26 protein-coding genes and 5 tRNA genes are annotated in these 26,795 nt (G+C 69.8%); 24 read left to right on the top strand and 7 right to left on the bottom strand.

Going from position 1 to position 26,795, the window contains the following annotated elements; genetic code table 11:
- Window positions 1–9 precede the first annotated feature (9 nt).
- The gene (locus SLUN_RS28170) at window positions 10–3,549 is read right to left on the bottom strand and encodes a sensor histidine kinase (RefSeq protein ID WP_108152798.1); all 3,540 of its coding nucleotides are present in this window, start codon (window positions 3,547–3,549) and stop codon (window positions 10–12) included.
- Window positions 3,550–4,126: 577 nt separating this feature from the next.
- On the opposite strand from SLUN_RS28170, the gene SLUN_RS40120 reads away from it, so the two are divergent.
- The 10 genes from SLUN_RS40120 to SLUN_RS28215 all read left to right on the top strand — a co-directional run bounded on the left by SLUN_RS40120 (window position 4,127) and on the right by SLUN_RS28215 (window position 8,489).
- Window positions 4,127–4,297, top strand: coding sequence for a hypothetical protein (locus tag SLUN_RS40120; protein ID WP_170146614.1), 171 nt, complete (start codon window positions 4,127–4,129; stop codon window positions 4,295–4,297).
- 83 nt (window positions 4,298–4,380) lie between these two features.
- Window positions 4,381–5,175: a fumarylacetoacetate hydrolase family protein gene (locus SLUN_RS28175; RefSeq protein WP_108152799.1), complete on the top strand. Its 795-nt coding sequence runs from the start codon at window positions 4,381–4,383 to the stop codon at window positions 5,173–5,175.
- Window positions 5,168–6,643 (top strand): glutamate--tRNA ligase, encoded by a 1,476-nt coding sequence (gene gltX, locus SLUN_RS28180; RefSeq protein WP_108152800.1) that lies wholly within the window; start codon window positions 5,168–5,170, stop codon window positions 6,641–6,643. The genes SLUN_RS28175 and gltX overlap by 8 nt, the downstream gene beginning before the upstream one ends.
- Before the next feature lie 69 nt (window positions 6,644–6,712).
- A complete protein-coding gene (locus tag SLUN_RS28185) occupies window positions 6,713–7,432 on the top strand; it encodes an HAD family hydrolase (RefSeq protein ID WP_108152801.1) in 720 nt (239 codons plus the stop codon).
- An 88-nt stretch (window positions 7,433–7,520) separates the two neighbouring features.
- Window positions 7,521–7,592: transfer RNA gene (locus SLUN_RS28190), tRNA-Gln, on the top strand.
- A gap of 21 nt (window positions 7,593–7,613) precedes the next feature.
- A tRNA-Glu gene (locus SLUN_RS28195) sits at window positions 7,614–7,686 on the top strand.
- Window positions 7,687–7,769: 83 nt separating this feature from the next.
- Window positions 7,770–7,842: transfer RNA gene (locus SLUN_RS28200), tRNA-Glu, on the top strand.
- Window positions 7,843–7,855: 13 nt separating this feature from the next.
- Window positions 7,856–7,927, top strand: a tRNA-Gln gene (locus SLUN_RS28205).
- Between the two features lie 36 nt (window positions 7,928–7,963).
- Window positions 7,964–8,036: transfer RNA gene (locus SLUN_RS28210), tRNA-Glu, on the top strand.
- A gap of 99 nt (window positions 8,037–8,135) precedes the next feature.
- Complete coding sequence (locus SLUN_RS28215; protein WP_108152802.1) at window positions 8,136–8,489, top strand: STAS domain-containing protein; 354 nt, start codon at window positions 8,136–8,138, stop codon at window positions 8,487–8,489.
- A gap of 135 nt (window positions 8,490–8,624) precedes the next feature.
- Here the strand turns inward: SLUN_RS28215 and ndgR are convergent, their stop codons facing one another.
- Entirely contained in the window at window positions 8,625–9,347 is a 723-nt protein-coding gene (gene ndgR / locus SLUN_RS28220; RefSeq protein WP_108152803.1) for an IclR family transcriptional regulator NdgR, read from the bottom strand.
- 144 nt (window positions 9,348–9,491) lie between these two features.
- Here ndgR and leuC point away from each other — a divergent pair, with 144 nt between their 5' ends.
- From leuC to SLUN_RS28240, 4 genes are all read left to right on the top strand, one after another.
- Window positions 9,492–10,916 (top strand): 3-isopropylmalate dehydratase large subunit, encoded by a 1,425-nt coding sequence (gene leuC / locus SLUN_RS28225; RefSeq protein ID WP_108152804.1) that lies wholly within the window; start codon window positions 9,492–9,494, stop codon window positions 10,914–10,916.
- 6 nt (window positions 10,917–10,922) lie between these two features.
- On the top strand, window positions 10,923–11,516 hold the full coding sequence (gene leuD, locus SLUN_RS28230; protein WP_108152805.1) for a 3-isopropylmalate dehydratase small subunit: 594 nt from the start codon (window positions 10,923–10,925) through the stop codon (window positions 11,514–11,516).
- A gap of 104 nt (window positions 11,517–11,620) precedes the next feature.
- Complete coding sequence (locus SLUN_RS28235) at window positions 11,621–11,848, top strand: SCO5555 family protein (protein ID WP_108152806.1); 228 nt, start codon at window positions 11,621–11,623, stop codon at window positions 11,846–11,848.
- Between the two features lie 142 nt (window positions 11,849–11,990).
- Entirely contained in the window at window positions 11,991–12,641 is a 651-nt protein-coding gene (locus tag SLUN_RS28240; protein WP_108152807.1) for an HU family DNA-binding protein, read from the top strand.
- 97 nt (window positions 12,642–12,738) lie between these two features.
- On the opposite strand, the gene SLUN_RS28245 is transcribed toward SLUN_RS28240, so the two are convergent.
- Together SLUN_RS28245 and cofC are read right to left on the bottom strand one after the other, a co-directional pair.
- Complete coding sequence (locus SLUN_RS28245; RefSeq protein WP_108152808.1) at window positions 12,739–12,942, bottom strand: hypothetical protein; 204 nt, start codon at window positions 12,940–12,942, stop codon at window positions 12,739–12,741.
- 159 nt (window positions 12,943–13,101) lie between these two features.
- Window positions 13,102–13,797, bottom strand: coding sequence for a 2-phospho-L-lactate guanylyltransferase (gene cofC / locus SLUN_RS28250; RefSeq protein ID WP_108152809.1), 696 nt, complete (start codon window positions 13,795–13,797; stop codon window positions 13,102–13,104).
- Between the two features lie 149 nt (window positions 13,798–13,946).
- On the opposite strand from cofC, the gene SLUN_RS28255 reads away from it, so the two are divergent.
- From SLUN_RS28255 to SLUN_RS28265, 3 genes are all read left to right on the top strand, one after another.
- Window positions 13,947–14,699 (top strand): lysophospholipid acyltransferase family protein, encoded by a 753-nt coding sequence (locus tag SLUN_RS28255; protein WP_108152810.1) that lies wholly within the window; start codon window positions 13,947–13,949, stop codon window positions 14,697–14,699.
- Window positions 14,696–15,706, top strand: a complete 1,011-nt coding sequence (locus tag SLUN_RS28260) for an NAD(P)H-dependent glycerol-3-phosphate dehydrogenase (RefSeq protein WP_108152811.1) — start codon at window positions 14,696–14,698, stop codon at window positions 15,704–15,706. The genes SLUN_RS28255 and SLUN_RS28260 overlap by 4 nt, the downstream gene beginning before the upstream one ends.
- A 198-nt stretch (window positions 15,707–15,904) precedes the next feature.
- Window positions 15,905–17,059, top strand: a complete 1,155-nt coding sequence (locus SLUN_RS28265; RefSeq protein ID WP_108152812.1) for a D-alanine--D-alanine ligase family protein — start codon at window positions 15,905–15,907, stop codon at window positions 17,057–17,059.
- A gap of 27 nt (window positions 17,060–17,086) precedes the next feature.
- Here SLUN_RS28265 and SLUN_RS28270 read toward each other — a convergent pair whose 3' ends face one another.
- Window positions 17,087–17,560 (bottom strand): DUF3515 domain-containing protein, encoded by a 474-nt coding sequence (locus SLUN_RS28270; RefSeq protein ID WP_108152813.1) that lies wholly within the window; start codon window positions 17,558–17,560, stop codon window positions 17,087–17,089.
- 20 nt (window positions 17,561–17,580) lie between these two features.
- On the bottom strand, window positions 17,581–17,814 hold the full coding sequence (locus SLUN_RS28275) for an Lrp/AsnC family transcriptional regulator (protein ID WP_108152814.1): 234 nt from the start codon (window positions 17,812–17,814) through the stop codon (window positions 17,581–17,583).
- Window positions 17,815–18,043: 229 nt separating this feature from the next.
- Here SLUN_RS28275 and SLUN_RS28280 point away from each other — a divergent pair, with 229 nt between their 5' ends.
- Together SLUN_RS28280 and thiD are read left to right on the top strand one after the other, a co-directional pair.
- Window positions 18,044–19,015: a thiamine-phosphate kinase gene (locus tag SLUN_RS28280; RefSeq protein ID WP_108152815.1), complete on the top strand. Its 972-nt coding sequence runs from the start codon at window positions 18,044–18,046 to the stop codon at window positions 19,013–19,015.
- Window positions 19,016–19,024: 9 nt separating this feature from the next.
- Window positions 19,025–19,822: a bifunctional hydroxymethylpyrimidine kinase/phosphomethylpyrimidine kinase gene (thiD, locus tag SLUN_RS28285; RefSeq protein WP_175313352.1), complete on the top strand. Its 798-nt coding sequence runs from the start codon at window positions 19,025–19,027 to the stop codon at window positions 19,820–19,822.
- A gap of 122 nt (window positions 19,823–19,944) precedes the next feature.
- On the opposite strand, the gene rpmB is transcribed toward thiD, so the two are convergent.
- A complete protein-coding gene (gene rpmB / locus SLUN_RS28290) occupies window positions 19,945–20,130 on the bottom strand; it encodes a 50S ribosomal protein L28 (protein ID WP_003957616.1) in 186 nt (61 codons plus the stop codon).
- A gap of 248 nt (window positions 20,131–20,378) precedes the next feature.
- On the opposite strand from rpmB, the gene SLUN_RS28295 reads away from it, so the two are divergent.
- The 5 genes from SLUN_RS28295 (at window position 20,379) to SLUN_RS28315 (ending at window position 26,631) form a co-directional block, all read left to right on the top strand.
- The gene (locus SLUN_RS28295) at window positions 20,379–21,971 is read left to right on the top strand and encodes a DAK2 domain-containing protein (protein WP_108152816.1); all 1,593 of its coding nucleotides are present in this window, start codon (window positions 20,379–20,381) and stop codon (window positions 21,969–21,971) included.
- A gap of 94 nt (window positions 21,972–22,065) precedes the next feature.
- On the top strand, window positions 22,066–24,264 hold the full coding sequence (recG, locus tag SLUN_RS28300) for an ATP-dependent DNA helicase RecG (protein WP_108152817.1): 2,199 nt from the start codon (window positions 22,066–22,068) through the stop codon (window positions 24,262–24,264).
- A gap of 50 nt (window positions 24,265–24,314) precedes the next feature.
- Window positions 24,315–24,899, top strand: a complete 585-nt coding sequence (gene rsmD / locus SLUN_RS28305; protein ID WP_108152818.1) for a 16S rRNA (guanine(966)-N(2))-methyltransferase RsmD — start codon at window positions 24,315–24,317, stop codon at window positions 24,897–24,899.
- Window positions 24,900–24,925: 26 nt separating this feature from the next.
- Window positions 24,926–25,417 carry a pantetheine-phosphate adenylyltransferase gene (gene coaD / locus SLUN_RS28310; protein ID WP_179955319.1) on the top strand — a complete coding sequence of 164 codons (492 nt, stop codon included), beginning with the start codon at window positions 24,926–24,928 and terminating at the stop codon, window positions 25,415–25,417.
- A gap of 98 nt (window positions 25,418–25,515) precedes the next feature.
- Window positions 25,516–26,631 carry an ATP synthase subunit B family protein gene (locus SLUN_RS28315; RefSeq protein ID WP_108152820.1) on the top strand — a complete coding sequence of 372 codons (1,116 nt, stop codon included), beginning with the start codon at window positions 25,516–25,518 and terminating at the stop codon, window positions 26,629–26,631.
- The last annotated feature ends 164 nt before the right edge of the window (window positions 26,632–26,795 follow it).

Genomic DNA, 26,795 nt, shown 5'->3' on the forward strand with positions numbered 1-26,795 from the left:
CGGACTCAACTAACGCTCCTGCTGGTGAGTGGGGCCGAGGTTGAAGCTGCCGGTCGTCGAGCTGTTCTGCTGACGACCCTGCTGAATGCCCCGTCGGAGATTGGTCAACCGGCCGCGTACGTCATCGGGAGCACGCGAAACCTGCGGACCGGCCTGGTTGGTCTGCTCCTGCGCGGTGCCGGGCACCAGGTTGGCGCGCGGGACCCGTCGGGGCAGACCAGAGGTGGTGACGCCGCCGGCCGCGGGCTTCCTGACCCGCTCGGCCTGACGTACCAACTCGTCATTGGGCGAGGTGCGCCAGGCGGCACCACTCGCGTTGGGCGCGTTGCCCGGGGTTGCCGGGGCCGGCGCGGGGGAGCGCTGCGGCATCGGCGGAACGGCACGCCCCGCCGGCTGCTGCGGGACGGCCGGAGCCTGCGGCTGCTCGGCGGGCTGACCGCTCTGCGGGCCGTGGAACCAGTTCGTCTCCAGCGTGTCGTACAGCGGCGTACGGCCGTCGCCGGGACCGGCCGGCGGCAGGGCCTCCGGCTGGGGCTGCGGCGGCAGTGCGTTCGCGGGACGCGGCACCGAGTAGTCGGTGTTGTCCCGGCCGCGCGGACGCGGCGCCTGGGAGGGGGCCGGCGGCTGCGGGCCACCCGTGCCCGGGCGGGCGAACTGGCCCGTGGACGAGGGGTCCTGGGGGCCGTACACATCCGGACGTACGAACTGCCCGGTGGAACCGCCGCCGCGCGGCGGCGGAGCGTTGAAGTCGGGCCGCGCGAACTCGGCCGTGGCGGCGGGACCGCGCGCGGACTCGTTGTCGTCGTGGCCGCGCGGCGCGTCCGCGGACGGACGCTGCTGCGGGGCGGACGGCTGCTCGCTGCCCCAGCTGGCTGCCTGGGGACGCTGAGAGGGCGTGTCCCGCCGCGGGGGCTTGCCGCCCGGCAGTTCGGCACGCGTGCCGCCGGGGGCAGGCAGCTGCCGGCCTCGGTCGCCCGCGCCGGGAGCACCCTGCTGGAAGCCGTTCTGGCGTGCTTCGCTCCGCGCCGGGGCGTTCTGCGCGCCACGGCCGGCGCCCGAACCGAAGGCACCGCCGAGACCGCCGCCCTGGCCTTGACCCTGACCCTGTGCGTGACGGGGTGCGGATGCGGGAGCGCCGTCACGGGCCGGGAGCGCGGCACGCGGAGCCGCGCCCGCACCGACCTGGCCGCGCGGCGCGCCGGTGCCCATCCGGCCGCCGGCGGCGGCACCGCCGGGTCCGCCCGCGGGCGGACTGCCGAGACCGGGACGGCCGCCGCCGTTCGCACCGGGACCGCCGGCCGGACGGCCGCCGACTCCGGCAGGACCGTTCTGACCGGGAGGAACGGCGCCCTGGCCGCTCGCACCGGGCATGTTCGGGGCCTTCTTGCCGCCGTTGGCGACATCGACGGGGAGCATGACCAGCGCGGTCGTACCACCGGAGTCGGAAGGACGCAGCTGGATGCGGATGCCGTGTCGCAGGGACAGCCGGCCGACCACGAACAGACCCATGCGGCGCGAGACCGAGACGTCCACGGTGGGCGGCGACGCGAGCCGCTCGTTGATCGCGGCGAGGTCCTCGGGGGAGAGGCCGATGCCGGTGTCGTGGATCTCGACCAGCACACGGCCGTCGGGCAGTGCGTGGCCGGTGACGCGGACCTTGGTCTGCGGTGAGGAGAACGACGTCGCGTTCTCGAGCAGCTCGGCGAGGAGGTGCACGAGGTCGTTGACGACGCGGCCCGCGACCTCGGTAGTGGGAACGGCGGACAGTTCGATGCGCTCGTACTGCTCCACCTCGGAGGCGGCGGCACGGAGCACGTCGACCAGCGGGACCGGCCGGGTCCACCGGCGGCCCGGCTCCTCGCCCGCGAGGACGAGGAGGTTTTCGCCGTTCCGGCGCATACGGGTCGCGAGGTGGTCAAGCTTGAATAGGGAAGACAGCTGGTCCGGGTCGGCCTCGCGGGACTCCAGTTCGGAGATGAGCGAGAGCTGACGCTGGATAAGACCCTGGCTTCGGCGCGAGAGGTTGGTGAACATCGCGTTGACGTTGCCTCGCAGGAGCGCCTGCTCGGCGGCCAGTCGTACGGCTTCGCGGTGCACGTCGTCGAAGGCCGCGGCCACCTGGCCGATCTCGTCCCGCGAGTGCACACCGACCGACTCGACGGAGGTGTCGACGTCCTGCGGGTCGGACTCGGACAGCTGCTTGACCAGCTCGGGCAGACGGTCCTGGGCGACCTTGGTCGCGGTGTCCTGCAGACGGCGCAGCGAGCGGATCATGGAGCGGGCCACGACGAAGGCGCCGACGAGCGAGACGCCGAGGACGACGAGGATCAGCGCACCGTTGATGATCGCTTCGCGCTGCGACTGGTCGCGCAGCTCACGGGCCTTGCCCTCCATCTGGCCGAGCAGCGTGGCCTCGATGGTCTTCATGGCGTTGATACGGGCCGAGTAGTCGTCGGTCCAGTCCAGGTAGGAACGAGCATCCTGGGTGGCCAGACCGTTCTTGGTGTCCAGCACGCGCTTGGCGTACTGCTCGGACACCTCGATGGTCGGGTTGCCGCTCTCCATCGGCTCGGTCAGCTCGTCGGAGTTGCCGCCGTAGGACTCGTAGACCGCCTTGAAGGCCTTGAGCTGGGTCTCGCCGCTTTCGCGGGCGGCCTTGCCGTAGAGCCGGTCGTTCTCGTTGAGGCCGGGGGCCTGCTCGCCGCCACCGCCCGGCAGCGCCGCGGCGATGATGGCGCGCTGGATGGACGCGTACTCCTTGGCGGAGGAGAAGGCCGCCAGGGCGCGCGTGCGCTTGATCATGTCCGGGTTGCTGGTCGCCTGCGCCATGTCCTGGGAGAGGCTCAGCAGCGATTCGACCAGCCGGCTGTATTTGTCGACCGTGAGCGAGTGCGGGACGGTGTCGTCGTCGGCGTACGCGTTCTCACGGATGGTCGTGAGCTGGTTGACCTGGACGGCGATCTGGTTCGCGTTCGCGCGGATGCTCTCCAGCGCGTCGTCGTTTTCCGCGTTGGGGATGTCGCGGGTGGCCTCGAGGAAGGCCTTCCTGGCCCGGTCGGTTTCGGCCCGGGGGCCGGTGACCTTGGAGTCGGTGACGTTCGTCGGGTCGTTGGACAGAGGACCCGCGGACAGGTCCCGCTCAGCCTGGAGCCGCGACGCGAGATCGGTCGCCTGCTTGGTCATCTCGGTCAGCAGCTGCATGTGCTCCAGCTGCTTCATGTCGGCCATGGACTCGTTGATACGGAGTCCGCCCAGCGTCGTCGCGGCGACGACCGGCAGGGCGAGCAGGGAGACCAGTCGCGTGCTGATGCGCCAGTTGCGCAGCGCTATTCGCGAGCCGGTATCCGTGGGCCCCTTGGGTTTCAGCGGGGCCTTGGCCCCGTCGGCTGCGGGTGCCGCCGCACCGAGGCGCGCGGCACGGTCACCGCTGGCGCCGGGTGCTGCCGGTCCCTGGTTTTGGGTGTGCTGGGGCGAGGAGCCGCGGTCGGTCCCGCCGCGCGGCTCCTGTTCCGCCGCAGCGCTGCCATCCCTCTTGAAACGTCCCTGCACTAGCGTCGCAACCTCTGGACCAGGCGTCCCTCCGCTCGCACGGCGGGACGGTGTCGGCATCGTGGGACGAAGAGCACGTCCCATGTTGGTCGTCAGTGACCGGCGCTGCTCCCCTTTCCCGCCGCCACTCGGCGCTGCGTTGCGCCCTTGCGCGCCGGTCTGAAACCCGCGGCGGTGCGTGGAATTCCAGCACAGTGCAGGATCTCCAACAAGGGCCACGTACCGGGCTGTGACCTGGGTGACACGGTGTGAGCGTTGTGTCACAAGACGTAGAAGGAGTTCACGGAGGAAACGGACGTTTCCCTGCAAGTCGCTTGGGGTGGGGGGTGTCCCAGTCGCCATGATCAGGAGCGGAATGGTGGCTTCAGTGGGGCAATGTCCGTTTCCCTGGCGATAGTTGCCTGTCGAGAATGACCGAATTGCCCGTCAATCCGTGAGCAAACTCACACGTAGATCGCTGTCTCTTCCGGGCCTTGGCGGGGAATTGGATGTTTAGCCTGACGCTTTACAGGGATGGGAAATCCGTCAACCGGCGTTCACCGCAGCGCCCGCACCCCGACAAGGTCTGAAACAACAGATGAAGACGATGATGTTCCGCAACATAGCCAACCCCCGGCGCACCACGCTCGCGCACCTCGAGGACGCAGGGGCACTGCAGACGCCGGAGCAGCAGGAGCACACGCTCGATCTTCCCACCCAGACGGCCAACCCGCGTCGCACGGTCCTGATGGACGCCCCCGTCCAGTAATACGCGAGGCGGTGCCCCCACCCGCGTTAGCCTGGAGCGTCACACTCCAGTCAGCGTAAGTAGTAGAGGGGCACCCGCATCCCGTGCGCATCGCCAGGTTCTCCATCGACGGCAATGTCGCCTTCGGCGCGGTCGAGGGCGAAGGCCCTGACGGCCTCGTCCTCGACATCATCAAGGGCATCCCGTTCGCGGACTTCGAGCTCTCCGGTACGAAGGTCCCCGTGAGCAAGGTCCGGCTGCTGCCGCCCGTGCTTCCCAACAAGGTCGTGGCCTTCGGCCGCAACTACGCGGAGCACGCGGCGGAGCTCGGCCATGCCATCGTTGACGATCAAGGCCGTCCGGACGCGCCGTTCGCGTTCTTCAAGCCGTCCACCTCGGTGATCGGCCCCGGCGACCCGATCGCGTACCCCTCCTTCTCGAACGAGCTGCACCACGAGGCCGAACTGGCCGTGGTCATCGGCCGCATGTGCCGCGAGGTCCCGCGCGAGCGCGTCAAGGACGTCATCCTCGGCTACACCTGCGCCAATGACGTCACCGCCCGTGACGTCCAGAAGCGCGAGAAGCAGTGGGCCAGGGCCAAGGGCTTCGACAGCTCCTGCCCGCTCGGCCCCTGGGTGGAGACCGACCTGGACCCGAGCGACCTCACCATCCAGTGCACGGTCAACGGGGAACAACGCCAGCTCGGCCGTACGAGCCAGATGATCCACTCCATCGAGGATCTGATCGTCAACATCACCGAGGCCATGACGCTGCTCCCCGGCGACGTCGTCCTCACGGGCACCCCGGCCGGGGTCGGTCCGCTCAACGTCGGCGACGAGGTCGCCGTCACCATTCAAGGCATCGGCACTCTCACCAACAAGGTGATCAAGCGTGACTAACGGACCCGTCCGCGTACGTTTCTGTCCCTCGCCGACCGGCAACCCCCATGTGGGTCTGGTCCGCACGGCCCTCTTCAACTGGGCCTACGCCCGGCACACCGGCGGCACCATGGTCCTCCGCATCGAGGACACCGACGCGGCCCGCGACTCCGAGGAGTCGTACAACCAGCTGCTCGACTCGCTGCGCTGGCTGGGCATGGACTGGGACGAGGGCCCCGAGGCCGGCGGCCCGCACGCCCCCTACCGCCAGTCGCAGCGGATGGACATCTACAAGGACATCGCCGAGAAGCTGATGGCCGGCGGCTATGCCTACGAGTGCTTCTGCACCGCCGTCGAGCTCGAGGCCCGCCGCGACGCGGCCCGGCTGGCCGGCAAGCCCTCCGGGTACGACGGCACGTGCCGCAACCTCTCCGCCGAGCGCATCGCGCGGTACAAGGCGGAGGGCCGCCCCGCCATCGTCCGCTTCAAGATGCCCGACGAGCCGATCACCTTCACGGACCTGGTCCGCGGCGAGCTCACCTTCACCCCGGACAACGTCCCGGACTACGGCATCGTCCGCGCGAACGGCGCCCCGCTGTACACGCTCGTCAACCCGGTCGACGACGCGCTCATGGAGATCACCCACGTTCTGCGCGGCGAGGACCTGCTCTCCTCGACCCCGCGCCAGATCGCGTTGTACAAGGCGCTGATCGAACTGGGCATCGCCAAGGACACCCCCGCGTTCGGCCACCTGCCGTACGTGATGGGCGAGGGCAACAAGAAGCTCTCCAAGCGCGACCCGCAGGCGTCCCTGAACGTCTACCGCGAGCGCGGCTTCCTCCCCGAGGGCCTGCTGAACTACCTCTCGCTGCTCGGCTGGTCCTTCTCCGCCGACCAGGACGTCTTCACGATCTCCCAGATGGTGGAGAAGTTCGACATCGCGGACGTCAACGCCAACCCGGCCCGCTTCGACCTGAAGAAGGCCGAGGCGATCAACGCCGACCACATCCGCATGCTGGACGTGAAGGCCTTCGCCGAGGCCTGCGGCCCCTGGCTGCGGGCCCCGCACGCCAACTGGGCCCCGGAGCAGTTCGACCGAGCGGCGTGGGAGGCGATCGCCCCGTACGCGCAGACCCGGGTGACCGTCCTGTCGGACATCACGGCCAACGTGGACTTCCTCTTCCTGGACGCCCCGGTCGAGGACGAGGCGTCCTGGACGAAGGCGATGAAGGAGGGCTCCGACGCGCTGCTCCGTACGGCCCGCGAGAAGCTGGAGGCGGCGGACTGGTCCAGCGCCGAGTCCCTGAAGAACGCGGTGCTCGCGGCGGGCGAGGAGCACGGCCTGAAGCTCGGCAAGGCCCAGGCCCCGGTCCGCGTCGCGGTCACCGGCCGCACGGTGGGTCTGCCGCTCTTCGAGTCCCTGGAGATCCTGGGCAAGGAGAAGACCCTGTCCCGCATCGACGCGGCGCTGGCGAAGCTGGCGGCCTGAGGCCCTGACCTAAGCTCGGACAACCCCCGAACCCCCAGCAGCGGGGTGCGTGGGGGCTAGGCTCGGATCATGACGATCCGAGCCGTGCTCTGGGACATCGACGACACGATCTTCGACTACACCAGCGCCGACCGCGTCGGCATGCGACAGCATCTCAAGGCCGAGGGCCTGCCCGAGGGATACGAATCCATCGGGCAGGCCCTTGACTCGTGGCGCGAGTTCACCGATGTCCACTGGGCCCGCTTCGCCGACGGTGAGACCGACTTCGAGGGGCAGCGCCGCGACCGGGTCCGGTCCTTTCTGCGTACGGAGCTGAGCGACACGGACGCGGACGCCTGGTTCGACCGGCACGTCGCCCACTACGAGGCCGCCTGGTCCCTCTTCCCCGACACCGTGCCCGTACTTGACCTGCTCGCGGACGAGTACCGCCATGCCGTGCTGTCGAATTCCAGCATCCACAACCAGGACCGCAAGCTCCGTGTCCTCGGCGTGCGCGACCGGTTTGAGGCCGTCGTCTGCGCCGTCGAACTCGGGGTCTCCAAGCCCGACCCCGGCGCCTTTCACGCGGCCTGCGACACGATCGGCCTCGCGCCGCAGGACGTGGCGTATGTCGGGGATCACCCCGAAATAGACGCCCGTGGTGCCGTCGCCGCCGGACTGGCCGGCATCTGGCTGGACCGCACCGGCCTCGGAGGGCACCCCGAGCTCACTCGTATCACCGGCCTTGACCAGCTCCCAGGCCTGCTGCGCGGCGATACCCGTTTTGGAGCGCCGGACACCTTCAGGTAATGTTCTTCCTGCGCCGCCCGGGAGGGCCGAGAGGTCCGGCCGGAAAGCGCAAGCCAAACAAAACCCCCTTCTGGGGGTTGAGTTTTGGTGGGCTATGGTGTAATTGGCAGCACGACGGTTTCTGGTTCCGTTAGTCTAGGTTCGAGTCCTGGTAGCCCAGCTCGCAGAGTTCTTCTGCAAAGCCCCCGTTGTGTAGCGGCCTAGCACGCTGCCCTCTCAAGGCAGTAGCGCCGGTTCGAATCCGGTCGGGGGTACAGATCCATCCCGTTGATCATCAGGGTCGCACCCAATGATCGTGCGGTGACATCACCCGGCTCCGCCGGGTGGGATCGCTAGGGCCCCCGTTGTGTAGCGGCCTAGCACGCCGCCCTCTCAAGGCGGTAGCGCCGGTTCGAATCCGGTCGGGGGTACTGGTCTAAACCATGGGCTATGGTGTAATTGGCAACACGACGGTTTCTGGTTCCGTTGTTCTAGGTTCGAGTCCTGGTAGCCCAGCGCAAGTCGAGAGTATGTCGATCTGCACCACAGCAGGCCCCCGTTGTGTAGCGGCCTAGCACGCCGCCCTCTCAAGGCGGTAGCGCCGGTTCGAATCCGGTCGGGGGTACGCATCGAGGAGGCCCTCCGCACACCGCGGAGGGCCTCCTCGCGTCTGTTGCCTTCCGCCGCCTTCCTCCTGCGGCCGCCTCGGCGGGATACTCCGCGCATGGATGCTGCCGGCGCGGAACCCCTCATACGCACCGCGGAGTTACGCATCACCCGCATCCGCCGGCCGCCGGGACTGAAGATCGAGGGCGTGGTGGACGTCCACACCCACCGCCATCTGCGCACCGCGCTCGAAGCGATCGGGTCGACCGGCGGCGATCTCCAACTCGAGCTCTCGCAGCTGGAGTTCCTGGATCTCGGCGGACTGCGCATGCTGATCGCCTTCGCCCGTACGCGAGATGAGGGCCATCATGTGGAGCTGACCGGGCTCGCCCCGCATCTGCGGAATGTGATCGCGCTGGTCGGCTGGGACGCGACACCCGGCCTTCGGCTGGGAGCCCATCGTGTCAACTGACGCCGTGCGCAGGGGGTTTGTGCACCAGGCCTGTGTGCCGTTCGCCGAGGAGGGGCCGGCAATTCCAGCCCCTCCGGCGATTGAGGAGACGCCCGAAGGGCGTGCCCTTCAGCCCCTTCAGCCCCTTCAGCCCCTTCAGGCGCCGCCCCCGCGGCGCAGCGCCTCGCTCAGGCGCCCCGCCGCGTCGATGACCGCCTGGGCGTGCATCCGGCCCGGGTGGCGCGTCAGGCGCTCGATCGGGCCGGAGACCGAGACCGCCGCGACCACGCGGTTCGACGGGCCCCGCACCGGCGCCGAGACCGAGGCCACGCCCGGCTCGCGCTCGCCGATCGACTGGGCCCAGCCCCGGCGCCGCACTCCGGACAGCGCCGTCGCCGTGAAGCGGGCGCCCTGCAGACCGCGGTGCAGGCGCTCCGGCTCCTCCCAGGCCATCAGGATCTGGGCCGACGAGCCCGCCTTCATCGTGAGCGTGGAGCCGACCGGCACGGTGTCCCGAAGTCCGGACAGCCGTTCCGCCGCGGCCACACAGATCCGCATGTCCCCCTGCCGGCGGTAGAGCTGCGCGCTCTCGCCGGTCACATCGCGCAGATGCGTGAGTACGGGTCCGGCCGTGGCCAGCAGGCGGTCCTCGCCGGCCGCGGCCGCGAGCTCCGCCAGGCGCGGGCCGAGAATGAACCGGCCCTGCATGTCCCTCGCCACCATCCGGTGGTGTTCCAGTGCCACGGCAAGGCGATGTGCCGTGGGTCGTGCGAGCCCTGTCGCCGCGACCAGCCCGGCGAGGGTGGCCGGACCGGACTCCAGTGCGCTCAATACGAGAGCTGCCTTGTCGAGAACGCCGACGCCGCTAGAGTTGTCCATGCAACGATATTCGCGTCTCACAGTGTGAAACGCAAGTTCAATTTTCCGTGGAACTTGCGAGGCTGTAGGGGCGGCCCGCGTACCAACGGGCTCCGCACAAGATCTCTAGTTGCGTCGGCGGAACAGTCGGCCGGAGGGAAAGCGATGGGTAGGACACTCGCGGAGAAGGTCTGGGACGACCACGTCGTCCGGCGCGCAGAGGGCGAGCCCGACCTCCTCTACATCGATCTGCATCTGCTGCACGAGGTGACCAGCCCCCAGGCTTTCGACGGGCTCCGGCAGAACGGCCGCCAGGTCCGCCGCCTCGACCTCACCATCGCTACCGAGGACCACAACACCCCGACGCTGGACATCGACAAGCCCATCGCGGACCCGGTCTCCCGCATCCAGTTGGAGACGCTCCGCAAGAACTGTGCCGACTTCGGCGTCCGTCTGCACCCGCTGGGCGACGTCGAGCAGGGCGTCGTCCACGTCGTGGGCCCGCAGCTGGGCCTGACCCAGCCCGGCACCACCGTGGTCTGCGGCGACTCCCACACCTCCACGCACGGCGCCTTCGGCGCCCTCGCGTTCGGCATCGGCACCTCCCAGGTGGAGCATGTGCTGGCCACCCAGACGCTGCCGCTGGCCCGCCCCAAGACCATGGCCATCACGGTCGAGGGCGAACTGCCCGAGACCGTCACCGCCAAGGACCTGATCCTGGCCATCATCGCCAGGATCGGCACCGGCGGCGGCCAGGGCTACATCCTGGAATACCGCGGCTCCGCCATCGAGAAGCTCTCGATGGAGGCCCGGATGACCATCTGCAACATGTCGATCGAGGCGGGCGCCCGGGCCGGAATGATCGCCCCGGACCGCACCACCTTCGACTATCTGCAGGGCCGCGACCACGCCCCCGAGGGCGCGGACTGGGACGCGGCCGTCGAGTACTGGCAGACCCTGCGCACCGACGACGACGCCGTATTCGACGCCGAGGTGTTCATCGACGCCACCGAACTGGCGCCGTTCGTCACCTGGGGCACCAACCCCGGCCAGGGCGCGCCCCTGTCGGCGAACGTCCCCGACCCTGCTTCGTACGAGGACGCTTCGGAGCGCCACGCCGCCGAAAAGGCCCTGGAGTACATGGGGTTGAGCGCCGGCCAGCCGCTGCGCGACATCAAGGTCGACACCGTCTTCGTAGGCTCCTGCACCAACGGCCGTATCGAGGACCTGCGCAACGTTGCCTCGATCCTGGACGGCCGCAAAGTCGCCGACGGCGTACGGATGCTGGTGGTCCCCGGCTCCGTACGAGTCGCCCTGCAGGCCGTCTCGGAGGGCCTGGACAAGGTCTTCACCGCCGCGGGCGCCGAATGGCGGCACGCGGGCTGCTCGATGTGTCTGGGCATGAACCCCGACCAACTGGCCCCTGGCGAGCGCTCCGCGTCGACCTCCAACCGCAACTTCGAGGGCAGGCAGGGCAAGGGCGGACGCACCCATCTGGTCTCGCCCCAGGTCGCCGCGGCCACCGCGGTACTGGGCCATCTGGCCTCGCCCGCCGATCTGTCCGACGCCCCCGCGACCGCCGGAGTCTGAGCAACCATGGAAGCCTTCACCGCACACACCGGCCGGGCCGTACCGCTGCGCCGCAGCAACGTCGACACCGACCAGATCATCCCGGCCCACTGGCTCAAGAAGGTCACCCGCGACGGCTTCGAGGACGGGCTCTTCGAGGCCTGGCGCAAGGACTCGTCCTTCATCCTCAACCAGCCCGAGCGCAAGGGCGCCACGGTCCTGGTGGCCGGCCCCGACTTCGGCACCGGATCCTCCCGCGAGCACGCCGTATGGGCCCTGCAGAACTACGGCTTCAAGGCCGTCATCTCCTCCCGGTTCGCCGACATCTTCCGCGGTAACTCGCTCAAGAACGGTCTGCTGACAGTGGTTCTGGAGCAGAAGGTGGTGGACGCGCTCTGGGAGCTGACCGAGGCCGACCCGACCGCTGAGATCACCGTGGACTTGGAGAAGCGACAGGTTCTGGCCACCGGAATCACGGCTGACTTCGAGCTTGACGAGAACGCCCGATGGAGGCTGCTGAACGGTCTCGACGACATCAGCCTCACCCTTCAGAACGAAGCCGACATCGCGGCTTACGAGGCCTCCCGACCGGCCTTCAAACCTCGCACAATTGAGGCCTGAGCAGCGGTTTTCCCCAACTGCGCCCCCCACCGTCCGGTGGGGGGCGCAGTCGCTTGTTGAGACCCCGTCGGGCGACAACTCGCCCCAGATGGCACAATCGGTGCATGGAACGCGACAGCCAACTCGAGCTCTACGAGGCAGTCGCCGCCCGACTGAAACAAGCGCACACAAGGGTGCGTGAACTGCAAGTCCCGGAGGGCGTAAGGATGGCGCTGTCCCGGAAGCTGCTGGTCGTCACGGCCGCGGCGAAGCACGATCTCCCGGATGCGGCGAGGCGTCTGGACCGCTTGATGAAGGACCTCGACGAGGGCCGATTCCCTGAGGGCGACTGACACCCAGAGTTCCGCGAACGTCGACATCGTTGCGGCACTAGGGTGATTAGCCCGTTTCGTGTTTGATTTGCGGTATATATCTGCCTAACGTGCGAAAAAGCCGGGACGTAATCGTTCCGGCAATGTCTCCGAAGGGGAAGACGTGAACAAGGCGCAGCTCGTAGAAGCGATTGCCGACAAGGTCGGCGGCCGTCAGCAGGCCGCCGAGGCTGTCGACGCGGTACTTGACGCGATCGTCCGCGCCGTTGTCGGAGGAGACCGGGTTTCGGTCACCGGCTTCGGCTCGTTCGAGAAGGTCGACCGTCCCGCCCGTTACGCCCGCAACCCGCAGACGGGTGAGCGCGTACGGGTCAAGAAGACCTCCGTTCCGCGTTTCCGTGCGGGCCAGGGCTTCAAGGACCTGGTGAGCGGCTCGAAGAAGCTCCCCAGGGGTGGCGAGGTCGCCGTCAAGAAGGCTCCCAAGGGCAGCCTCACGGGTGGCGTTGCCGCCCGTGCGACGGTGAAGAAGGCCGCGGCCAAGAAGGCCACCACCGCCAAGAAGGCGACGGCCAAGAAGACCGTGGCGAAGACGGCCGCGGCGAAGAAGACCACCGCCAAGAAGACCGTGGCGAAGAAGGCCGCGGCGAAGAAGACCACGGCGAAGAAGGCGACGACGGCCAAGAAGGCCACCGCCAAGAAGGCGACCGCGAAGAAGACCGCGCCCGCCAAGAAGGCCACGGCCAAGAAGGCGCCCGCCAAGAAGGCGACGTCACGCAAGACCACCGCCAAGAAGACCACTGCCAGGAAGAAGTAAGCGGCAAAAGGTCACCGGGCCACTCACGCGCCGGGCCGGGCTCCCCTCGGGGAGCCCGGCCCGCGGCGTGTTCGGGGTGTCCGGAGTGGCCGCCGAGTCAGAGAGTCTGCAGCGTCACCAGCGTGATGCGGAGGGAAGGGCCCGCGCCCTCGGTCTCGATACGGACCCGCTGGCCCGGCCGCAGCAGTCGCAGCCCGCCCGCGTCGAAGGCCGCGGCATCGAACTGCACCGGGGTGCCGTCGTCGAGCAGCACGCTCCCGCCGCGGGTCTCGGAGTCGTATGTGTACGAGGTCGCCTGCATACGCAGCAGCTTAGGCCGTCCGATCCTGCCGGGCTCGCGTGCCCAGGCACCGCACTCCTCCGCAGCCCTTCGGGCACGGGAGGTGCCCCCATCGCCGGACCCCGCTCACTCATCCGGCCTGATCCAACGAAAGACCCTGAGCGGTGTCCCCGGGGCCGCTCAGCCGTCCCGCCGGCCCTCCATGGCGTGGGCGCCGGCCGCCCATCGCTCGGCGGTACGCGGGCCCACGCCCAACGCCAGAGCGGCCTGAAGATCGTCCCCCGTGTCCACGTCCTGCCGTACCGAATCGACGGCGTCGAGCAGGATTTCCGCGGCCCCCGAGCGCAAATGCCGGCGCCGCGACCGGCCGCCGAAAGCAGGACGCAATTCCACGCCCGAGGCAGCCGAGAGTAAAGTCGTGCCGATTCCGGCCGCATCCGTCAGAAATGCCCGGGGGAATATCGCTGCCTTCGCCAGCACCCGCGTCAATTCCACGGGACGCAATGCGGGCAGATCGGCGTTGAGGGCGGCGACCGCTGCGGCGGGCCGCAGCGCCCGCACCGCCTGTGCCCCGTGCGTCAGCGCCGCGTTGAGTCCCGCCGCCGGGGAGTCCGGCACGATCCGCGCCCCCAGCGCGGCGAGCTCGGCCGCGGCCCCCGGGTCGTCCGTGACGACCGCCACATCCCGCACAGCCGGGCAGGCCAGCGCCGCGGTCACGGTGTCCAGGGCGAAGGCGAGGGCGAGATGCGGCCGCAGCACGTCGTCCGCGGCCGCCGAAAGCCTGCTCTTGGCCAGTGCGAGAGGTTTCAGCGGGACGACCAGGGACCAGGGGGCCGTCGGGTCGGTGTTCGTGGCGGGTTCTCCGTCCATGCGCATGGGGAGCCCATTGTCACCGAAGCGTGCGAAGCTCCGGGGGTCCGGGCCCTGGGCCGGGGCGTACGGTGTTCTCGACAGACCAGGGGCCTGGGGCGACACTTGACCCCCAGCAGCCGGGCGGTAGCCCGGCAATAGAGGAAGGTGTCCGAGTGTCCCGCCGTAGAATCGGCTTCTGGTACCGCCTGGCGGCGGTCATCGCTAAACCGCCGCTGTTGGTTCTGTTCAAGCGGGACTGGCGGGGAATGGAACACATTCCGGCCGACGGCGGATTCATCACCGCGGTCAACCACAACTCGTATCTGGACCCGCTCTCCTACGGTCACTTCCAGTACAACAGCGGACGAGTGCCGCGGCTGCTGGCCAAGGCGGCTCTGTTCAAGGTCCCTTTCGTCGGGATGATTCTGCGCGGCACCGGACAGATTCCCGTCTACCGCGAGACCAACAACGCGCTGGATGCCTTCCGTGCCGCCGTGGACGCCATCCAGTGCGGTGAATGCGTCGCCTTCTACCCGGAGGGCACTCTCACCCGCGACCCGGGCATGTGGCCGATGGCCGGCAAGACCGGTGTGGCACGCGTCGCGTTGCTGACCAAGGCCCCGGTCATCCCTGTCGCACAGTGGGGCGCCAACCTGGCGATGCCGCCGTACGCCAAGGAGAACAAATTCCGGTTCTTCCCCCGCAAGACACTGAAGGTGCAGGCGGGACCGCCCGTCGACCTCTCCCGGTTCTACGGACTCGAGCCCACTCCCGAGGTACTGCGCGAGGCGACCGAGGCCGTCATGGCCGCGATCACCGAGCTGCTCGAGGAGGTGCGCGGCGAACAGGCACCGACCGAGCCGTACGACCACCGCAATGCACGTGAGGAACAGCGGCGCAAAGCCGCGGGGGAGGCAACCAAGTGAGCGACCGCGTCAAGGCAGCCGTCTTTGGAACCGGCTCGTGGGGTACGGCGTTCGCCATGGTCCTCGCCGACGCGGGCTGCGAGGTGACCCTCTGGGCCCGCCGCGCCGAAGTCGCCGAAGCCGTCAACACCACCGGCACCAACCCCGACTATCTGCCGGGAATTGAGCTTCCGGATTCGGTACGGGCCACCACCGACCCCGCGGAGGCCGCGGCGGGCGCGGACTTCACGGTCCTCACCATCCCCTCGCAGACCCTGCGCGGCAACCTCGCCGAGTGGGTGCCGCTGCTGGCCCCCGGCACCGTGCTCGTCTCCCTCATGAAGGGCGTCGAACTCGGCACCGCCAAGCGGATGAGCGAGGTCATCGAGGAGGTCGCCAAGGTCTCCGCGGACCGGGTCGCGGTCGTCACCGGCCCCAACCTGGCCAAGGAGATCGCCCAGCGCCGGCCGGCCGCGGCCGTCGTCGCCTGCCGCGACGAAGCCGTCGCCCGGCGGCTCCAGTCGGCCTGCCACACCCCGTACTTCCGCCCGTACACCAACACGGATGTGGTCGGCTGCGAGCTGGGCGGCGCCGTCAAGAACGTCATCGGTCTCGCCGTCGGCATCGCGGACGGCATGGGCCTCGGCGACAACGCCAAGGGCTCGCTGATCACCCGCGGCCTCGCCGAGACGACCCGCCTCGGTCTCGCGATGGGCGCGGACCCGATGACCTTCTCCGGCCTCGCCGGACTGGGCGACCTGGTCGCGACCTGCTCGTCGCCGCTCTCCCGCAACCACACCTTCGGCACCAACCTCGGGCGCGGTATGACGCTCGAGGAGACCATCGCGGTCACCAAGCAGACCGCGGAAGGCGTCAAGTCCTGTGAGTCGGTGCTCGATCTGGCACGCCGGCACGGCGTCGACATGCCGATCACCGAGACGGTGGTGGGCATCGTCCACGAGGGCAAGCCGCCGGTCGTCGCGCTCAAGGAGCTGATGTCCCGCAGCGCCAAGCCCGAGCGCCACTGACCCCTCTTTGACGCACCTCTCGCACCGCTTCGCGGGCAATCGAGCCGCTGCGGCGCCGTGACGTCAGCCGCTCAGCGACGGGTCTCCACCGGCCCGGGGAACGTGGACGGGTGGACGCACCCCACGGCACTGGCCGGCCCAACGCGCCTCGTGCCCGCACTCCACGGCGCTGGATGTGCACGGTAGTCTCATCGCGATATGAGCAGCGAGAACCTCCCCCAGAGCCCTGAGCAGCTCCGCAAGCCCCGCGTAGCCGTCGTCTTCGGCGGTCGCAGCTCCGAGCACGGAATCTCCGTGGTCACCGCCGGTGCCGTGCTGCGGTCCATCGACCGTACGAAGTACGACGTACTTCCGATCGGCATCACGACGGACGGCCGGTGGGCGCTGACCGCCGACGAACCGGACCGGATGGCCATCACCGACCGCAGGACGCCCAGCGTCGAGCAGCTGGCCGACTCCGCCGACGGTGGTGTCGTGCTGTCCGTCGATCCGGCCAACCGCGAGGTCGTCTACAGCGAACCCGGCTCCGTGCCCAAGGTCCTCGGCGAGGTCGACGTCGTCTTCCCGATGCTGCACGGCCCGTACGGCGAGGACGGCACCCTCCAGGGTCTGCTGGAGCTCTCCGGCATCCCTTACGTCGGCTCCGGCGTCCTCGCCTCGGCCGTCGGCCAGGACAAGGAGTACATGAAGCGGGTCTTCATCTCCTTCGGGCTGCCGGTCGGTCCGTACGAGGTGATCCGCCCCCGCGAGTGGGAGCAGGACCAGTCCGCCGCCCGCAAGAAGATCATCGACTTCGCGGGCGAGCACGGCTGGCCGCTCTTCGTGAAGCCCGCGCGCGGCGGGTCCTCCATGGGCATCACCAAGGTCGACGACCTGTCGGGCCTGGACGACGCGATCGCCGAGGCACAGCGCCACGACCCCAAGATCCTGGTGGAGTCGCTGCTGCGCGGCCGCGAGATCGAGTGCGGGGTGCTGGAGTTCGAGGACGGCCCGCGCGCCAGCGTCCCGGCCGAGATCCCGCCGGTCACGGCGCATGAGTTCTACGACTTCGAGGCCAAGTACATCGACTCGGCGGCCGGTCTGGTGCCCGCGCCGCTGACGCCGGAGCAGACCGCCGAGGTGCGGCGGCTCGCCGTCGAGGCCTTCGACGCCGCGTCCTGCGAGGGACTGGTCCGCGCGGACTTCTTCCTGCAGGAGAACGGCGAGTTCGTCATCAACGAGATCAACACGATGCCGGGCTTCACACCGATCTCGATGTACCCGCGGATGTGGCAGGAGAGCGGGGTCGGCTACCCGGAGCTGGTGGACATGCTGATCCAGGCGGCGCTGCGCCGCCCGACAGGCCTGCGCTAGGGCCCAGGGTCGGACACGGCTCGGACGTCAAAGGCTGGCCGGCACCGTCTTCTTGACGGCGTCGGCCAGTTCGGCGAGCGGGGTCGCGTCATGGGCGTACTGCTTGCCCAGCGTGACCTCGACATAGGTTTTGCGGTACGTGGTGGTGAACCGGGGGCCTTCGGGGTCCTCCTCCAGCAGCCAGTTCACGCCGTCCGCCTCCACGGACTTCGCCTGGGGGTCGCTCATCTTCTCCGGCCGGGGGACGCCGCAGCGCAGTACGATCGCGGCATCGCCCCAGCCGGCGGTCAGTTCGGAAGCCGGTTCGGGATCCTCGCGGTCCTGCCCGGCGACGGACTTGGGCAGCTCCCTGTGCAGCGCACTGCACAGGGAGGCTTCCTCCGGCGGGGGGCTGGGAACCGCGATCGTCGCCGCTGCGTCCGTGGAGGAGCAGCCCGCGGCGGCCACAAGCACAACGGCGGCGGCGGACAGACAGAAGGGCCGGCGGCGGGAAGACGTCACCGGCCAAGCGTAGACGGGGGCTACAGGTGCACGACCGGGCAGGTCAGGGTGCGGGTGATGCCGTCCACTTGCTGGACCTTGGCGACCACCATGCGACCGAGATCATCGACCGTCTCGGCCTGTGCGCGCACGATCACGTCGTAGGGACCGGTTACGTCCTCGGCCTGAATCACTCCCGGAATCTTGCCGATGGTCTCGGCGACGGTCGACGCCTTGCCCACCTCGGTCTGAATGAGGATGTACGCCTGTACCACGGAACCTCCAGGGCGGCCACGAGGATCATGTGGGGGGAGAAGAGACGCCACGGTATCGCGTCGCCGCGGGCCGCGGGGAGACCTGCGCGCCGGGCGATGCCCGCAGCGTGGCGTACGGAAAGCAGAAGTTGACGTATCTCTTGACGGTACCTATGGCGCAGACGACTCGCGACCGCAAGGGCGCGGCACTGCCGGACGATCCGGCAGGACGACGGAGAGGTGAGACTCGGTGAAGGGCACTGTGGGCGAGTTGGGGGAGTTCGGGCTCATCAGGGAGCTCACCTCCCGGCTCACCTCCACCCCCGCGGTTCGGCTGGGGCCCGGCGACGACGCCGCGGTCGTGGCCGCACCCGACCGCAGGGTTGTGGCGAGTACGGACGTCCTGCTCGAGGGGCGGCACTTCCGCCGCGACTGGTCGACGGCGTACGACGTGGGACGCAAGGCGGCGGCGCAGAACCTCGCCGACATCGCGGCGATGGGCGCGGTCCCGACCGCGCTGCTGCTGGGCCTGGTCGTCCCGGCCGAACTCCCGGTCACGTGGGCCACCGAGCTGATGGACGGCATCCGGGACGAGTGCCAGGTCGCGGGCGCGGCCGTGGTCGGCGGCGATGTCGTACGCGGTGAGGTGATCACCCTCGCGATCACCGCGCTCGGCGATCTGCGCAACCACGAGCCGGTGACCCGGGCCGGCGCCCAGCCCGGCGATGTCGTCGCGTACACCGGCTGGTTGGGGTGGTCGGCCGCCGGGCACGCGGTGCTCTCGCGCGGCTTCCGCTCGCCGCGCGCCTTCGTCGAGGCGCACCGGCGGCCCGAACCGCCGTACCACGCGGGCCCCGCGGCGGCCGGCCTCGGCGCCACCGCCATGACCGACGTCAGCGACGGACTCGTCGCCGACCTCGGGCACATCGCGGACGCCAGCAAGGTCCGTATCGACCTGCGCTCCGGGATGATCGACATCCCCAGCCAGATGAACGACATCGGCCAGGCGGTAGGCGTCGACCCGCTGCAGTGGGTGCTGACCGGGGGAGAGGACCACGCGATCGTCGCGACCTTCCCGTCGGACGTGAAGCTGCCCGCCCGCTGGAAGGTGATCGGCGAGGTGCTCAACCCGTCGGCGCTGCCGCAGGTGACGGTCGACGGTGCGCCCTGGACCAGCAAGGGCGGCTGGGACCACTTCGGGGACATCGAGGACGGCACGTAGATTCGGGGCATGGACATACCCCCGCTGCCTCCCCGCGTGCTCACCGTCGCCGGATCCGACTCCGGCGGCGGTGCCGGCATTCAGGCCGACCTGAAGACCATGCTGGCGCTCGGCGTACACGGCATGAGCGTGCTCACCGCGGTCACCGCGCAGAACTCGCTGGGTGTGCAGGGGGCGTGGGAACTGCCCGTCGAGGCGGTACGGGCCCAGTACCGCAGCGTCGTCGACGACATCGGCGTACAGGCCGTGAAGACCGGAATGCTGGCCTCGGCGCCGCTGGTCGAGACGGTCGCGGAGCTGCTGGCGCTGACGGATGCGCCGGTGGTCGTGGACCCGGTGGGGGTGTCCAAGCACGGGGATCCGCTGCTGGCCGCGTCCGCACTCGATTCCGTACGGAAGAAGCTGCTGCCCCTCGCGACCGTGGCCACGCCCAATCTCGACGAGGTGGCCCAGCTCACGGGTGTGGTGGTCGAGGACGAGACCGGGATGCGCCGGGCCGCGGACGCGGTGCTCGGCTTCGGGCCGCGCTGGGCGCTGATCAAGGGCGGGCATCTCGCGGGCGACGCGGTGGACCTGCTGAGCGACGGCACCGAGGAGCACTGGCTGCGCGCGCCCCGGCACGACAACCGGCACACCCACGGGACGGGCTGCACGCTCGCGTCGGCGGTCGCCTCGGGGCTGGCGAAGGGGATGAGCGTCCCGGAGGCCGTACGGGCCGCCAAGGAGTACGTCACGGGCGCGATCGCGGCCGGTTTCGCACTGGGGCACGGAATCGGCCCGGTGGATCACGGCTGGCGTTTCCGCTGATTCCTGTCCGGGGACGGCGAAAAGCCGGTCCACCGAGGTGGACCGGCTTTCAAGGCAACCGCAGGGGCTGCGCTACGACGAAACGTCGGCGGGAACATCCCCGCTGGGCGGGGCGCAACCAATTAGCGCGAGACCTTGCCGGCCTTGATGCACGAGGTGCAGACGTTGAGCCGCTTCGGCGTCCGACCGACCACGGCACGCACACGCTGGATGTTCGGGTTCCAGCGACGAGACGTACGGCGGTGCGAGTGCGAAATGTTGTTGCCGAAGCCCGGCCCCTTGCCGCAGACGTCGCAGTTGGCAGCCACGGGTCACTCCAAAGACTTCAGATGCACTTACAGTGAATTCCGGCGCGCCGGATCAGTGAATCTGATGGGTGGCTTTGCCGGAGGAATGGCCCGACTCTCATCGGGCAACCGGAGCAGCATACAACGACTGCGTCCGGGATACGAAACTACCATGGCTTCTCCCGCCCCCGCCCCGGCCCATGGCCCCGACCGGGGTTTACCCTGCGGTCAGTCCGCTGCCGGAAAGCCGATCAAGGAGGCGCACACAGGTGCCGCAGACCCTCGACGCCGCAGCGGTGCGCGCCTGGTGCTCACTGGCCCTGGAGGCCCTCGGCCGGGAGCGCGAGGAGATCGACGCGATCAATGTCTATCCGGTCGCGGACGGGGACACCGGCACGAATCTCTACCTGACCGTGGAGTCCGCGGCCCAGGCCGTCGAGGCGGTCTTCGCAGCGCACGAGACCGGGTCGTCCACGCCCGCGCCCGCCGATGTGATCCGGGCCATGGCGCACGGAGCGCTGATCGGCGCACGCGGGAACTCGGGGACGATCCTGGCGCAGCTGCTCCGCGGCATGGCGGAGCAGATCGGCGACGGGGATCACCTGGCCGGCGCGCTGCGGCGGGCGGCCGGGCTGGCGCGCGAGGCGGTGGCGCACCCGGTCGAGGGCACGATCCTGAGCGTGGCGGGTGCGGCGGCCGACGCCGCGGAGTCCGCCCCGGGCTCGCTGGCCGACACGGCCCGCGCGTCGTACGCGGGGGCGCGGACCGCGCTGGACGCGACGCCGGGGCAGCTCGCCGTACTTGACCGCGCGGGCGTGGTCGACGCGGGCGGGCGAGGGCTGCTGGTGGTGCTGGGGGCGCTGGTCGAGGCGGTGTCGGGGGAGGCCCCGGTTGCTCCTCCGCTCGCGCACGTACGCCGGGAGCCGGCCGCCCTGGCCGCGGAACCGTGCGCGGACGGCGGCCCGGCCTTCGAGGTGATCTACCTGCTGGAGGCCGACGACGCGGCGGTGGCCCGGCTGCGAACCCGGCTCGACGGGTTCGGCGACTCGCTCGTCGTCGTCGGCGGCGACGGCCTGTGGAACGTCCATGTGCACGTCGACGACGCGGGCGCCGCGGTGGAGGCGGGAGTCGAGGCGGGGCGGCCGTACCGGATCCGCATCACCCACTTCGACAGCGGGGCGGCGGTGACGCGCGAGCAGGTGCAGCGCGCGGTCGTCGTGGTCGTCCCCGGAGAGGGCCTGGCCGGACTGTGCGCCGAGGCGGGCGCGACGACCGTGCTGGCGCGGCCGGGGGAGCCGCCGGCGAGCGGGGAACTGGTGGAGGCGATCCGGCGGGCGCACGCGCGCGAGGTGGTCCTGCTGCCGAACTCCGCGGAACTGCGGCACACGGCCGCGGCCGCGGCCGAACAGGCCCGTACGGAAGGCGTACGGGTCGCCCTCATCCCGACCCGCGCGGCCGTCCAGGGCATCGCGGCGCTCGCCGTCCACGAACCGGACCGGCGCTTCGACGAGGACGTGGTCGCGATGACGGCGGCGGCGGGCGCGACGCGATACGCCGAACTGGCCGTCGCGGAACGGCAGTCGTGGACGTCGGCGGGCGTCTGCCAGGCCGGGGACGTACTGGGCCTGATCGACGGGGACGTCGCGGTGATCGGCACGGACGTGGCCCGGACGGCGGAGACGGTACTGAACCGGATGCTGGCGGCCGGCGGTGAACTGGTGACGCTGGTGCTGGGCGAGGACGTCCCGGACGAGGTGGCCGAGCGCCTGGAGAGCTACGTCAGGGACGGCCACCTGGCGGTGGACACGATGGTCTACCGGGGCGGCCACCAGTCGACGCCGCTCCTGATCGGCGTGGAGTAGCCGGGGCGCGACCCCTGCGATCGAGGGTCCACGGCACGGGCCTGACCAGGAGTTGTCCACAGGTGCGCGACGACTGTCAGTGGAGTGGTGTGCAATGGATCGCGTGTCCGCGCTCGACGAACCTCTCAAGACCCCGCTCGGTGCCGCCACCGCGAAGGTGATGGCCGAGCATCTCGACCTGCACACGGTCGGTGATCTGCTGCACCACTACCCACGGCGGTACGAGGAGCGCGGCCAGCTCACCACACTGGCCGATCTGCCGCTGGACGAGGACGTCACCGTCGTCGCCCAGGTCGCCGACTCCCGCGTGCTGAAGTTCAACAACGGCCGGGGCCAGCGCCTGGAGATCACCCTCACCGACGGCAGCGGCCGGCTCCAACTGGTCTTCTTCGGCAGGGGAATCCACAAGCCGCACAAGGAGCTGCCGCCGGGCAGCCGCGGGATGTTCGCCGGCAAGGTGTCCGTCTTCAACCGCAAGCTCCAGCTCGCGCACCCCACGTACGTACCGCTCGGCACGGACAGCGACGAGGACGCTGTGGACGCCTTCGCGGGCCGGCTGATCCCCATCTATCCGGCCTGCAAGGGGCTGGAGTCCTGGAAGATCACCAAGGCCGTGGACACCGTGCTGCCCAGGGCCGTGGAAGCCGTCGACCCGCTGCCGCCCGCGCTGCGCGAGGGACGCGGATTCGCCTCGCTGCCCGAGGCGCTGCACAAGATCCACCGCCCCGAGACCAGGGCGGACATCGAGGACGCGCGGCAGCGCCTCAAGTGGGACGAGGCGTTCGTGCTCCAGGTCGCGCTCGCCCGGCGGCGGTTCGCCGACGCCGGGCTCCCGGCCGTGGCAAGGAAACCCAGGCCGGACGGCCTGCTCGACGCCTTCGACGCCAAGCTGCCCTTCACCCTCACCGACGGCCAGCAGAAGGTCACCAGGGAGATCTTCGACGATCTGGCGGCCGAGCACCCGATGCACCGCCTCCTGCAGGGCGAGGTCGGTTCGGGGAAGACGATGGTCGCGCTGCGGGCGATGCTCACCGTCGTCGACGCGGGCGGCCAGGCGGCCATGCTCGCGCCCACCGAAGTCCTCGCCCAGCAGCACCACCGCTCCATCACCGAGATGATGGGCGAGCTCGCCGAGTCAGGCATGCTCGGCGGCGCCGAGCACTCCACCAAGGTGGTGCTGCTGACCGGCTCCATGGGCGCGGCGGGGCGCCGGCGGGCGCTGCTCGATCTGGTGACCGGCGAGGCGGGCATCGTCATCGGTACGCACGCGCTCATCGAGGACAAGGTGCAGTTCCACGATCTCGGGGTGGTCGTCGTCGACGAGCAGCACCGCTTCGGCGTGGAGCAGCGCGACGCCCTGCGCTCCAAGGGCAAGCAGCCGCCGCATCTGCTGGTCATGACCGCCACCCCCATTCCCCGTACGGTCGCGATGACCGTCTTCGGTGACCTGGAGACCTCCGTCCTGGACCAGCTGCCGGCCGGGCGTCTGCCCATCGCCAGCCATGTCGTCCCGGCGCAGGACAAGCCTCATTTCCTCGCGCGCGCCTGGGAGCGCGTGCGCGAGGAAGTGGAGAAGGGGCACCAGGCCTATGTGGTCTGCCCCCGGATCGGCGACGGCGACGACGAGCCGAAGAAGAAGTCCGCCGAGGACACCGCGGCATCGGAAGAGGGGTCGAAGCGGCCGCCGCTCGCGGTGATCGAGATCGCCGAGCAGCTCGCCAAGGGCCCCCTGACAGGCCTGCGGATCGAGGTGCTGCACGGACGCATGCAGCCGGACGACAAGGACGACGTCATGCGCCGCTTCGCGGCGGGCGATGTGGATGTCCTGGTCGCCACCACCGTCATCGAGGTCGGCGTCAATGTCCCCAACGCCACCGCCATGGTGATCATGGACGCGGACCGGTTCGGTGTGTCCCAGCTGCACCAGCTGCGCGGCCGGGTGGGCCGTGGCTCGGCCGCCGGCCTGTGTCTGCTGGTCAGCGAGATGCCGGAGGCGAGCCCCGCGCGCGCCCGGCTGAGCGCGGTCGCCGCCACGCTCGACGGCTTCGAGCTCTCCCGTATCGACCTCGAACAGCGCCGTGAGGGCGATGTGCTCGGCCAGGCCCAGTCCGGCGTGCGCTCCTCGCTGCGGATGCTTGCCGTCATCGACGACGAGGAGGTCATCGCGGCGGCGCGCGAGGAGGCCGTGGCGATCGTCAGCGAGGACCCGGAGCTCGAGCGGCTGCCCGAGCTGCGTACGGCGCTGGACGCCCTGCTCGACACCGAGCGCGAGCAGTACCTCGACAAGGGCTGAGAGACTGGCGGGACAGACTCCGCTCATCGAGCTCACCGAGAAGGACTGAGATGACCCGCGTGATCGCCGGTGCGGCCGGCGGACGCCGCCTCGCCGTCCCGCCAGGCAACGGCACCCGCCCCACGTCCGACCGTGCTCGTGAGGGACTCTTCTCCAGCTGGGAGTCGCTCCTCGGCTCGCTCATCGGCATCCGGATCGCCGATCTGTACGCGGGCTCGGGCGCCGTCGGCCTGGAGGCGCTCTCCCGCGGCGCGTCTCACGCCCTTCTCGTCGAGGCCGACACCCGCGCCGCTCGCACCGTCCGCGAGAACGTCCGTGTGCTGGGGCTGCCCGGCGCCGAAGTCCGTACCGGCAAAGCGGAACAAATCGTGACGGGTCCGGCCCCCGAGGATCCTTACGACGTGGTGTTCCTCGACCCTCCGTACGCCGTCACCGACGACGATCTTCGCGAGATTCTGCTCACACTCCGCACCCAGGGCTGGCTCGCGGACGATGCGCTCGCCACCGTGGAGCGCAGCACCAGGGGCGGCGAATTCGTGTGGCCACAAGGCTTCGAGCCACTGCGGGCCCGTCGTTACGGCGAGGGCACGCTTTGGTACGGTCGCGCCGCCTCTACGTGCGAAGACGCACGATGACCGGACCGGAGAGCGAGGGACTTCAGTTGCGCCGCGCAGTCTGTCCGGGGTCATTCGACCCCATCACCAATGGACACCTCGACATCATTGGCCGCGCCTCCAAGCTGTACGACGTCGTACATGTGGCGGTGATGATCAATCAGTCCAAGCAGGGGCTGTTCACGGTCGAGGAGCGGATCGAGATGATCCGCGAGGTCACCCGCGAGTACGGAAACGTGCAGGTGGAGTCCCACCACGGTCTCCTCGTCGACTTCTGCAAGCAGCGCGACATCCCGGCCATCGTCAAAGGCCTGCGCGCCGTGAGCGACTTCGACTACGAGCTGCAGATGGCCCAGATGAACAACGGCCTCTCGGGGGTCGAGACGCTGTTCGTCCCGACCAATCCCACCTACAGCTTCCTCTCCTCCAGCCTGGTCAAGGAGGTCGCCGCCTGGGGCGGTGACGTCTCCCACCTGCTGCCCCCCGTGGTGCACGCCGCTCTCACCCGGCGCCTCGCCGAGAAGCGGCTGGATCAGTGAGGACCTGACAGCCCGTCACCCGGTGTCGGACGGGCGCCGACTGCCCGTACAGTCGTGGCGTCCGTCTCCAAATCAGCTGTAGAGAGTGGCGAACCACGGTGGACGTGCAGAAGAAGCTCGACGAGATCGTCGAGGCGGTCGGGAACGCCCGGTCCATGCCCATGTCGGCATCCTGCGTGGTCAACCGCGCCGAGCTGCTCTCCATGCTCGAAGAGGTCCGCCAGGCCCTCCCCGGCTCGCTGGCCCAGGCGCAGGAGCTGATCGGCGGCCGTGAGCAGCTGGTCGAGCAGGCCCGCCAGGAAGCCGGGCGGATCATCGAGACCGCCCACGCCGAGCGCGGCTCGCTGATCTCGGACACCCAGGTCGCCCGCCAGTCCCAGGACGAGGCCGACCGTATCCTCGCCGAGGCCCGCCGTGACGCGGAGGAGATCCGCGCGGAGGCCGACGACTACGTCGACTCCAAGCTCGCCAACTTCGAGGTCGTCCTCACCAAGACCATCGGCTCCGTCGACCGCGGCCGCGAGAAGCTGCTCGGCCGCGGCCCCGGCCTCGACGAGCAGGGGTACGCCGACGAGGACGCCCCGGAGTACACCGCGGACCCGCAGACCCTGATCCAGCGCGCCGACGAGTACGTCGACGCCAAGATCGGCGCCTTCGAGGCCGTGCTCTCCAAGACCCTTGACGCGGTCGGCCGCGGCCGGCAGAAGCTGCACGGCCGCACCACCAGTGACGCCCTCGGCGAGCACATGGCCGCCCAGGACGCCGCGGGCACCCAGCAGCACGCGAGTGACTCGGACTATCTGGCCGGTCTGGCGGAGCTGGCCGAGCCGCCGCAGCAGCAGCCGCGGGTCGAGGCTCAGCCCCAGCACCAGTACCAGCCGCAGGTCGAGCCGCAGCCCCAGATCCCGGCCCAGCAGGACCCGTACGCCTACCAGGCCCAGCAGCCGCAGGAGGTGTACGCGGCCTACCAGCAGGATCCGTACGCCGCCTACCAGCAGCAGGGCTACGAGCAGCAGTACGCCCAGCAGGACCCGTACGCGTACCAGCAGCAGGGCTACGAGCAGCCGCAGCACCAGCAGCAGGCCCAACAGCAGGCCCAACAGCAGGTCCAGCAGCAGGCCCAGCAGCAGAGCGCCGCCCTCGACGAGACCAGCCTCTTCGACACCAGCATGATCGACCTCGAACAGCTGCGCCGGTACGAGCAGGGCCGCTGACCGAGCCGGTCCGGAAGCCGGCGGCAGCCCGCCGGAAGCCGCTGGCAAGGACCGGATTGGGTCTACGGCGGCCCGTCCAGTATCCTGGCTCTTCGGTCGCGTGTGGTTTCGCGATCCCGGCTGTCCGCTTCGACTCCGAATCGGGACGGCCCCTCCTCACGATC

The sequence above is a fragment of the Streptomyces lunaelactis genome, assembly GCF_003054555.1.
Classification (GTDB): domain Bacteria; phylum Actinomycetota; class Actinomycetes; order Streptomycetales; family Streptomycetaceae; genus Streptomyces; species Streptomyces lunaelactis.

Bases quoted from the DNA above. Each gene is read 5' to 3' on its own strand.
- SLUN_RS40120 (WP_170146614.1), top strand. From the start codon at position 4,127: ATGAAGACGATGATGTTCCGCAACATAGCCAACCCCCGGCGCACCACG.
- SLUN_RS28185 (WP_108152801.1), top strand. From the start codon at position 6,713: ATGACGATCCGAGCCGTGCTCTGGGACATCGACGACACGATCTTCGAC.
- SLUN_RS28215 (WP_108152802.1), top strand. From the start codon at position 8,136: ATGGATGCTGCCGGCGCGGAACCCCTCATACGCACCGCGGAGTTACGC.
- ndgR (WP_108152803.1), bottom strand. From the start codon at position 9,347: ATGGACAACTCTAGCGGCGTCGGCGTTCTCGACAAGGCAGCTCTCGTA.
- leuC (WP_108152804.1), top strand. From the start codon at position 9,492: ATGGGTAGGACACTCGCGGAGAAGGTCTGGGACGACCACGTCGTCCGG.
- leuD (WP_108152805.1), top strand. From the start codon at position 10,923: ATGGAAGCCTTCACCGCACACACCGGCCGGGCCGTACCGCTGCGCCGC.
- SLUN_RS28235 (WP_108152806.1), top strand. From the start codon at position 11,621: ATGGAACGCGACAGCCAACTCGAGCTCTACGAGGCAGTCGCCGCCCGA.
- SLUN_RS28245 (WP_108152808.1), bottom strand. From the start codon at position 12,942: ATGCAGGCGACCTCGTACACATACGACTCCGAGACCCGCGGCGGGAGC.
- cofC (WP_108152809.1), bottom strand. From the start codon at position 13,797: ATGCGCATGGACGGAGAACCCGCCACGAACACCGACCCGACGGCCCCC.
- SLUN_RS28265 (WP_108152812.1), top strand. From the start codon at position 15,905: ATGAGCAGCGAGAACCTCCCCCAGAGCCCTGAGCAGCTCCGCAAGCCC.
- thiD (WP_175313352.1), top strand. From the start codon at position 19,025: ATGGACATACCCCCGCTGCCTCCCCGCGTGCTCACCGTCGCCGGATCC.
- recG (WP_108152817.1), top strand. From the start codon at position 22,066: ATGGATCGCGTGTCCGCGCTCGACGAACCTCTCAAGACCCCGCTCGGT.
- rsmD (WP_108152818.1), top strand. From the start codon at position 24,315: ATGACCCGCGTGATCGCCGGTGCGGCCGGCGGACGCCGCCTCGCCGTC.